Source organism: Corallococcus praedator, assembly GCF_003612125.1.
GTDB classification, from domain to species: Bacteria; Myxococcota; Myxococcia; order Myxococcales; family Myxococcaceae; genus Corallococcus; species Corallococcus praedator.
On record NZ_RAWI01000024.1, the window covers coordinates 1 to 6,239 of the forward strand.

At 71.4% G+C, this 6,239-nt stretch carries 7 protein-coding genes; 2 read left to right on the top strand and 5 right to left on the bottom strand.

The window, feature by feature from the left end:
• From D7Y13_RS05270 to D7Y13_RS05280, 3 genes are all read right to left on the bottom strand, one after another.
• On the bottom strand, positions 1–930 hold a 930-nt coding region (locus D7Y13_RS05270), incomplete at its 3' end, for a metallophosphoesterase (RefSeq protein WP_120630639.1).
• A 76-nt stretch (positions 931–1,006) separates the two neighbouring features.
• On the bottom strand, positions 1,007–1,309 hold the full coding sequence (locus D7Y13_RS05275) for a hypothetical protein (RefSeq protein ID WP_199732713.1): 303 nt from the start codon (positions 1,307–1,309) through the stop codon (positions 1,007–1,009).
• A 79-nt stretch (positions 1,310–1,388) separates the two neighbouring features.
• Positions 1,389–2,756 (bottom strand): hypothetical protein, encoded by a 1,368-nt coding sequence (locus D7Y13_RS05280; RefSeq protein ID WP_120582893.1) that lies wholly within the window; start codon positions 2,754–2,756, stop codon positions 1,389–1,391.
• A 79-nt stretch (positions 2,757–2,835) separates the two neighbouring features.
• Between D7Y13_RS05280 and D7Y13_RS05285 the strand changes: the two genes are divergently transcribed.
• A complete protein-coding gene (locus tag D7Y13_RS05285; protein ID WP_120532116.1) occupies positions 2,836–3,294 on the top strand; it encodes a YaiI/YqxD family protein in 459 nt (152 codons plus the stop codon).
• 9 nt (positions 3,295–3,303) lie between these two features.
• Here D7Y13_RS05285 and D7Y13_RS05290 read toward each other — a convergent pair whose 3' ends face one another.
• Together D7Y13_RS05290 and D7Y13_RS05295 are read right to left on the bottom strand one after the other, a co-directional pair.
• Complete coding sequence (locus D7Y13_RS05290; RefSeq protein WP_120582892.1) at positions 3,304–3,828, bottom strand: hypothetical protein; 525 nt, start codon at positions 3,826–3,828, stop codon at positions 3,304–3,306.
• Between the two features lie 112 nt (positions 3,829–3,940).
• A complete protein-coding gene (locus tag D7Y13_RS05295) occupies positions 3,941–5,275 on the bottom strand; it encodes an amidohydrolase (protein ID WP_120532097.1) in 1,335 nt (444 codons plus the stop codon).
• A 245-nt stretch (positions 5,276–5,520) separates the two neighbouring features.
• Between D7Y13_RS05295 and D7Y13_RS05300 the strand changes: the two genes are divergently transcribed.
• Positions 5,521–6,138: an outer membrane beta-barrel protein gene (locus D7Y13_RS05300; RefSeq protein ID WP_120582891.1), complete on the top strand. Its 618-nt coding sequence runs from the start codon at positions 5,521–5,523 to the stop codon at positions 6,136–6,138.
• Positions 6,139–6,239: the final 101 nt, after the last annotated feature.

The window sequence follows — 6,239 nt, forward strand, 5'->3', positions numbered from 1 at the left end:
GGCCGCCTTGGGGATGGGGAGCAGGGGCACGCGGCCCTCCGGGTAGAGGGCGGTGAGGCGGTCCCCGCGCAGCTCCAGCGCGGCCAGGTGGCGGCCGTAGTGGGTGCTGAGCCCGGTGTCGATGACGATGACGCGGCCTGCGAAGCGCACGGTGAGGCGGCCGTCCCTGGAGGGGGTGTGGCCCATCACCATGCGGCGGGCGCCGAAGCGCTCCAGCACCTGGGTGAGGCCCGCGTCCCACTTCGCTTCCTCGTCCAGCGCGTAGCCGCGGAACCACACCGGGCCGTTCGGATCCACGGCGCCGCCCGGCGGCTGGCCCGGCGTCAGGTCCTGCCACACCCAGCGGTTGACGGCGTCCAGCGTCGCGCCCGGGACGCTGGGGGAGAGGCCCCCGTGCATGAAGAGCGTGTCGTTGACGCGGATGACGGCGGGATGGCTGCGCAGCCATTGTCCGTAGCGTCCGTCCGGGGCATAGGCGGCGGCATGGCCGTGGAGTCCCTTCGCTTCGCCCGGGCCGTCCACGGTGGGCGACTGGTCCGCGAAGGAGGCCAGCTCACCGGGCGTGACGTAGCGCAGGTCTCCGCGCATGTTCATGCACTCGTGGTTGCCCAGCAGCGCGTGCACGCGGCCGCCGGCCTTGCGGGCCTCGGTCTCCAGGCGCATGAGCAGCTCGAAGGCGTCGCGGGTGCGGTCACCCCGGTCGGGCAGGTCGCCGGTCTGCACGAGGTGCGCCTTGCCCCCAATCCAGCGGTCCTTCGCGTCGATGAGGCCCGCCAGCCGGAGCACCTCCTTGAAGGCCTCCACGTCGCCGTGGACATCCGCGACGGCGACGACGCGCTCCACGCCCTGGAAGGTGAAGGGGTCTTCCGCCCTGGGGGCGGCGGCGGTGGCGAGCGCGGGCAGCAGCAGGCAGAGCAGGACGGGACGCACGGGCTTCCTTCTTCGCCGCGAGGAACACCGCGCGCGGCGGTCAGGGGAGGAAGCCTATCGCACGTCCCGCCCGGGCCTACGCGCGCGCGGCGGCGTAGATGTCCAGCAGCGTGACTCCCGCGACGGCGCCGGTGGCGGCCAGCAGGCGGCCCTTGCGCGCGCCCGGTTCACGGAGGCCGTAGCCCAGCGTGGCCAGGTCCACGGCGTCCCCCGCCACCCGGGCCCAGAGCCACGGACGCTTGCGCGCCGGACCCAGCAGGGCCATGCCCGCGGCGAGCTCACGAACACCGTACCCGCGCATCAACCGGTGCCCTTGCGAGAAGCCAAGGAACCGCAGCAGCGGCTTCGCTCCCAGAAGCTCCGTGATGCCCAACCCCACGCTGAACCAGCCCAGCGCACGCGGCAGCTTCCTCTTCCAGCAGGCGGGCGACGGAGCCCCTGCCCTCCTTGAGTCACCCTCACCGGTAGCGGGCGGGGATGGCGCGCAGGAACTGCGCATCCTTCCAATCCCAGACGCGCGAGGGGTCGCGATCCACGTCCGACGGCAAGGAGTTCCAGGCGTGGACGTCATAGGAGGTGGAAGCGCGCCAGTGGACGACGACGCTGAACACGGCCGTCACGGCGAGCACGCCCGCGAGGACGCGGTGCCGCGACGGGGCCTCCAGCACGCTCTGCACGGGGTACGCGAGGAAGTAGACGAGGAAGGGCAGCGCGTCGGTGAAGAAGCGCGGACCAATGGAGTGCCCGGCCCACCAGATGGCGAAGGAGGAGATGGCCACCCAGTGCAGGACCAGGATGACGGCGAAGACGACCTCGTAGGCCTCCAGGCTCCCGCGGCGCCACTGCTGGACGAAGCCCACGACGCCCAGCACGAGGAACGGCGAGAAGGCGAACAGGCCGCGCGAGGGGCTCACGAGGTTGGCGGCCAGGGCCATGAAGAACCGGCTGGCGAGCGGATCCAACGAGTGCCGGTAGTACGGCGACAGCAGCGCGCCGTAGACGGACAGGTTGTAGGCGCAGAAGGGAATCGCCACGAGCACCGCGCCCGCGAAGTAGGCCGGCAGCTGGCGCCGGTACTTCAGGACCATGAACCCGGTGACGACGATGACGCTGATGGAGTGCGTGGGCCGGCAGACGTAGGCGAGCGCGACGCTGAGGCCCAGGAGGAACGCGGAGCGCGCGGTCTGCGCGGGCCGGACGAGCAGCAGGATGATGCAGGCGATGGCGAGCAGACCGGGCCCGTGCTGCCAGAGCACCCGGCTCGCGGTGGAGTACGCCGTGGTGCCCAGCCCGAAGAGCAGCACGGTGACGAGCGCCGCGCCCGGGGACACCCGCCTGCGCAGCGCGATGAGGAGCACCGCCGCCGCCGCGCAGACGTAGAACGAGGCGATGAGCTGTTCGGTGCGGTTGTAGGCCCCCAGGTCCACCGAGCCGGTGCGCCGGAACAACTCCAACCACGACAGCGCGCCGGCACCGAACTCCCCCAGGTGGGGCAGCACCGGCCGCATCAGGGAGAAGAGCCCTTCGGCGGCGGCCACGAACGGGAGCGCGGAGACCACCACGCCCGGCGGGTACACGTAGTACGTGTGGCCGCCGGCCTCGTTGCGCGCATAGGCGGTGCCGGGAAAGAACGTGGGCCGGAACTCGTCCAGGTCGGTGTTGCCCTCGTGGAGGATGCTGGCCGCCGAGGGAATGGACCATAGCGAGTCCGTCTGCATCCGCACCTGGCTCATCGAATAGATGACGAACAGGGCCAGACACATCAGCCAGAGCGCGAGCGGCGAGGCCGCGAAGTCACGACGGGGCGATGCGGAGGGGGTCGGCACGCGGTGACTTCTAGCGAATCCGACCGCTCCCCGTCTTGGGTGTTCGAATCCCGCCGTGGAATCAACGAGGATGGGCCCCATGCAAATCTGGGTTGATGCCGATGCATGCCCTGGCCCCGTGCGGGACATCCTCCTGCGCGCCGTCCAGCGCCTGAAGGTCCCCATCGTCTTCGTGGCGAACAAGCCGCTGGCGCTGCCGCGACTGGCCTATGTCTCCACGGTGCAGGTGGGCGCGGGGCTGGACGTGGCGGACCGGCACATCGCCACCTCCGCGCAGCCGGGGGACCTTGCCGTCACCCAGGACATCCCCCTGGCCGCGCTGCTCGTGCCCAAGGGCGTGGTGGTGATGGATCCGCGCGGAGAGCTGTTCACGCCGGAGAACATCGACGAGCGGCTGTCGGTCCGGAACTTCATGCAGGACCTGCGCGACAGCGGCGTCACCACCGGCGGCCCCAGCAGCTTCTCGCAGCAGGACCGCCAGCAGTTCGCCGCCACGCTCGACCGGGAGCTCACCCGGCTCGTGAAGCAGCAGGGCTGAGAAGGTCGCCTATCGGCCGCTCGCGCCGCCACTGCCCTCCACCGCGGGCGTGCCCGTGGACGGCGACACGGGGCTGGTGCCGATGGCCTTGTTCTTCTTCCAGGCGTCCGGGGTGATGTCGAACCGCGCCCCGGGGTTCTGCGGCGCGACGAGCGGAATCAGGGGCGTCGCACCCACCGGGTCCGTGGCGGATTCACCCGAACCGCCCGTGCCCACCGGGTCGGCGTCCACGCACTCGTATTCGTCCGACGACGCCTGGGCCTGACCGGAGCTGCCAGAGCCTCCCACGGCCACTTCGGAGTCGGAGTCTCCGTAGAAGTTCATCCCGTGGTCGCGCAACATCGCCTGCGTGCGCGGGGACGCCTCCGCGTCCCAGGACAGCTCGTCACTGGCCCCCACCGCGGGCTCCATGCGCTGCGCTTCTGAACCCGACCCTCCGGTGCCACTGGCTTCCTTCGATGCGTGGGAGGCCCCCTCGTGGGCACAGCCTCCCAGCAGGAGTGCGGTCAGCGCGGCCATGAGCGGAAGCTTCATTGGGGGTTCCTCCGGAAGTGTCGTCCGTCATTCAAGGTGGACGCACTTGCGTCCGGGGCAAGCGACAGGAACCCTCCAGGCCAGCGCCCCCGTCGCCCCTCCCCTCCTTGGCTCAGTGGTCGGTGGGCGTCGTGCCGCCGTGCAGGCAGGCCAGCGCCGCCACGGTCAGCGACTCACAGCCCTTGCGCAGCGAGCCCGCCCGGTCCGGCGCGTAGAAGGGCGAGTGCGGCCCCGGCACGTGCGCCACCTTCTCCATCGGGGTCGTGCCCGGGGCCTCCGCCCAGGTCTTCAGCGGCGTGATGCCCACGTACCAGTACGCCGTGGGCACCGGGCGCTCCGGCCCCTGCGCGAAGAAGGGGAAGTCCTCACTCGCGGTGACGAGCACGCCCGGCACCAGCGCGGCCTGTCCGAACCACTCCGCGTGCGCGGCCTGGACCTTCCGGAGCAGCGCCGGATCATTGCGGTTCACCGGCGTGCTCAGCTCCACCTCCACCTCCGGAGGCTTCGGTGAGCCCGAGGCCAGGGCCTCGCCCTTCACGATGCGCTCGATGGCGGCGAGGACGCGGGCCTGCACCGCTTCGTCCTCCGTGCGCACCGTCACCTCCAGCAGCGCTTCGTCCGGAATCACGTTGGCGCGCGTGCCCGCCTGGAAGCGCCCCACCGTGACCACCGCCGCCTCCAGCGGGGACAGCTCGCGCGACACGATGGTCTGCAGGCGCAGCACCACGCAGGCCCCCAGCACCACCGGATCCACCGACAGCTCGGGCTGCGCGCCGTGCGCCCCCCTGCCGAAGAGGCGGATGCGCACGCTCGCGGAGCCCATCATCGTCACCCCCTCGCGGTGCATGAGCGCGCCCACCGGCAGCGGCGCGGTGTGCTGCCCCAGCACTGCGTCCGGCGTGCCGAAGCGCGCATACAGCCCGTCCTCCAGCATCGCCTTCGCGCCCTTCGCGGTCTCTTCCGCGGGCTGTCCCACCACCAGCACCGTGCCGCGCCACGCGTCGCGCGAGCGCGCCATCAGCGCCGCCGTGCCCACGAGGCACGCGGTGTGGACGTCGTGGCCGCACGCGTGCATCACCGGCTCGCCGTCCTCCGTCTTCACCTGGCTCGCGTACGGCAGCCCTGTCTTCTCCTCCACGGGCAGCGCGTCCATGTCGCCGCGCAACAGCACCATGGGGCCCTCCCCGTTGCGCAGCCGCCCCACCACGCCGTGGCCGCCGATGTCCCGGCTCACCTCGTAGCCCTCGGCCTCCAGCCTTCGGGCCACCTCCGCCGCCGTGTGGGCTTCCTGCCCGGACAGCTCCGGGTATTCGTGCAGGTCGCCGTAGAACGCGTCCACGTCTGGCAGCACGGCGTCCAGGTGTTCGAGCACGCGACAGGCGCGGGCCTTCAGGTCGGTGTCGGGGGGTTCGTGAACCGGGACATGTGGGGTGCCGGTGTCGTTCATTGCTTTCGCTCCTGGGACGGATGCGCGTTGGGGGGACCTCGCGCTGACCACCGCTCAAGGTGGAAGTTCCGCGGGGCGCGTCACAGGTGGAAGCAGGGCGGCAGGCGGGGGCTCGCGAGGTGGCGACGGATGCCCGGTCCGCCAGGGTGACGTGGGCCTTCAGGGCAGCGCCTGTCCGTTCGTTGTCCGCCCATCCCTGGGAGGCCAGCTTGAAGACGCGCAGCCAACAGAGGAAGGGAGCCGTCATGAAGCGAGGCATCGGATTGGGGCTCTGCCTGGTGGGATTGACGGGCGGAGCCGCGGGGGCCCAGGCACCTCCGGATGACGCGCCCGTGCGGTCGCGACAGGTGGAGTGGAAGGGCCCCTACTTCCTGCTGGGACTGGGGCTGGAGGGCTACACGGGGAAGCTCGCGCCCAACCTGGATCCGGGTCCGTCCTACGGCGTCATCGTCGGCTACCGCCCCAACGACTTCCTGGGCCTGGAGGTGGGCTACAGCGGCGGCGCCAGCAACCTCGCCGTGTCGGAGAGTCCTTCCATCGGCAACCCGGACATCGTGCGCAACGGCGCGCAGGCGGGCGTCACGCTGGGCTTCACCTCCAAGCGGCTCCAGCCGTTCGCGCTCGCGGGCATCGGCGTGGAGCGCTACTCGGTGCGCTCGGGGAACTTCTTCCAGTTCCTCGACGACACGGGTGGCTACGCACCTGTAGGCCTGGGTCTGCGCTACCAGCTCAGACCCCGGCTCACGGCGGAGGTGCGCGGCAGCTACAGCTTCCTGTTCGGGCAGGACTTCTCGAGGGCGCAGGACCTGGGCGCCGGAGACGGCCGCTACCAGGGAACGCTCCAGATTGGCGGCAGCTACTGAAGGGACTCCCGCCCGCGGCCGGGTTCGCGGGCGCGGCGAGGTCTTGAGGTATCGTCCGGGCAGGTGCGGGCCCCCCCCGAAGCGCCCGCGTCTCCGCTCCC

What these genes read in the sequence shown, in the direction of transcription:
- D7Y13_RS05285 (WP_120532116.1), top strand. Translation starts at nt 2,836, where the DNA reads ATGCAAATCTGGGTTGATGCCGATGCATGCCCTGGCCCCGTGCGGGAC.
- D7Y13_RS05290 (WP_120582892.1), bottom strand. Translation starts at nt 3,828, where the DNA reads ATGAAGCTTCCGCTCATGGCCGCGCTGACCGCACTCCTGCTGGGAGGC.
- D7Y13_RS05295 (WP_120532097.1), bottom strand. Translation starts at nt 5,275, where the DNA reads ATGAACGACACCGGCACCCCACATGTCCCGGTTCACGAACCCCCCGAC.
- D7Y13_RS05300 (WP_120582891.1), top strand. Translation starts at nt 5,521, where the DNA reads ATGAAGCGAGGCATCGGATTGGGGCTCTGCCTGGTGGGATTGACGGGC.